Here is a 1,777-nt window from a genome sequence, read left to right on the forward strand (position 1 = left end):
CATACAGCAGATTGCACATTAATTATTCTCTTAGTATCCCTGATTTTGGATCATTTTTTCCTTGGATTACTCTAAAGGGAAAGTATATGACAAAAAAAATCATGTTGATCTAATGTTGGATAATCCTTTATGGGATGAACGCTTGGACGGAAAGATAAGTGATTGCTTGTCGCGGTTCACCTGCTGTGCAGCCACCAAGCGTTCAATTATTTCAGCTCTTTCTGAAGCGTTTTTGCGTTTGCAATCTCAAGAGAAAACAAAACTTAGAGTTAATCCGTTTGCGGGAATTGACTCTGTTACCGCACCTAACAAAACAGATAAATATAAGCCAGTCGTTAATCCTGATGGCTCGTTATTGCGATGGTGGGATTCAGAGGATACAGAGATCGATCCAGATGAGCGCGATAGACGAGCTTTTACTAAAGAAGAACGTGACATCATCATCAAGGCTTTTTATGAATCAGAAAAATCCAATGTACGACAAGCAGCCCCGTTGGTTGAATTTTTGTTTTTAACAGGTTGTCGCAGCGGGGAAGCTTTCGCGCTTGAATGGAAGGATGTCTTTCTAGGGCGCGACAAAGATTGCATTCGGTTTAGCAAGTCTTACAACGGGCGATTAAAGAATACTCAGGTTCCAAAAACAGGAGAGACTAGGATTTTCAAAATATATCCCAAGCTTGAAAATTTATTATCGAGAATTAAACCTGTAGACGCTAAGCCTACTGATTTAATTTTAAAACAACAAAATGGTAAAGCTTGGTATATCGGTCAATTTGCTAAGTTGTGGAATACATACGAACTAAAATGTTCTCAAAAAACGTATGTATACCCCGGCGTAGTTACTCAATTGGTAGAAGAAGGTAAAATTTCAACCTACCTCTCCCCTTACCATACCCGTCACACGTTCATTACCCTTATGGCGCACGCTGGCACTGATTTGTTGTTACTGGCAACCGCTTGCGGAAATAGTGTTGAAGTGATCCAAAGGCACTACTTGGGTGTCAATACCGAGGCTAGCTTCCCTGACATTTAATCCTACTCATCTGACCGCCCCCTAAAAAGGGCGGTTTTTTATTGGCGATCGCCCGGGTCAGAAAAAGGAAACCTTCACTCACATAATGTGTATGGTGTGAATCAAAGTAGGGGAGCTTCTCCTTGCTTTCAAGTGTATTTTCTGGCTTAGCCGCCTACAGTTGGCGGCTACTTGTAAAAGTAGGTGGCTACTCAATAAAAAACCCGGTTGTTACACCGGGCGAACCTAGAACCAGGATAAATCAAACCACAGTTAAATTTTACGCAACAGGGGGAACAGTCTGTTCGGACATTCGCGTTACCAACTCTTGCAATTGGGACTGAGTAACGCTTTCGTCTGTCACTTCAAGCCCGTTTTCTTCTTCCAGTTTAGCGAGCCTTTCGGAAAGAATCGAGTCACGTTCTACCAGTATTCTGAAAGCCTCAATAATTAAGCTCCAAACGTTCATTGTGGCTGTCTTTACGCACGTTTTTAACGTATCAAGCATAACACGGCAACCTTGCCTAAACGCGGAAAAAACTACGGTTTATACAGTGGAAATAAAAATCAACGTATTATTTTATACAAAATGTTTAAAAATAGAGATACTGTGCCAGTTTCTGTCTTTATTTTCTGGCGTAGCCGCCAACTGTAGGCGGCTACTTGTAAAAAAAGACTTAAACGAACCCTGGGGGGGTGACAACCCGCCCCAAACCCATAGTTAGTAAGGATTGAGCCAACTTGTGGTAAAAAAAGATAGGCAGC

At 41.8% G+C, this 1,777-nt stretch carries 3 protein-coding genes; 1 reads left to right on the top strand and 2 read right to left on the bottom strand.

Going from position 1 to position 1,777, the window contains the following annotated elements; all coding sequences use genetic code 11:
- Window positions 1-61: 61 nt before the first annotated feature.
- Complete coding sequence (locus QUA78_RS32475) at window positions 62-1,033, top strand: tyrosine-type recombinase/integrase (RefSeq protein ID WP_333307401.1); 972 nt, start codon at window positions 62-64, stop codon at window positions 1,031-1,033.
- Window positions 1,034-1,292: 259 nt separating this feature from the next.
- On the opposite strand, the gene QUA78_RS32480 is transcribed toward QUA78_RS32475, so the two are convergent.
- Together QUA78_RS32480 and QUA78_RS32485 are read right to left on the bottom strand one after the other, a co-directional pair.
- Entirely contained in the window at window positions 1,293-1,481 is a 189-nt protein-coding gene (locus QUA78_RS32480) for a hypothetical protein (RefSeq protein ID WP_333307399.1), read from the bottom strand.
- Window positions 1,482-1,579: 98 nt separating this feature from the next.
- A partial coding sequence (locus QUA78_RS32485; RefSeq protein WP_333307396.1) for a hypothetical protein occupies window positions 1,580-1,777 on the bottom strand: 198 nt, incomplete at its 5' end.

Source organism: Microcoleus sp. K4-B3 (genome assembly GCF_036704615.1).
Taxonomy (GTDB): Bacteria; Cyanobacteriota; Cyanobacteriia; order Cyanobacteriales; family Microcoleaceae; genus Microcoleus.

What these genes read in the sequence shown, in the direction of transcription:
- QUA78_RS32480 (WP_333307399.1), bottom strand. Translation starts at nt 1,481, where the DNA reads ATGAACGTTTGGAGCTTAATTATTGAGGCTTTCAGAATACTGGTAGAA.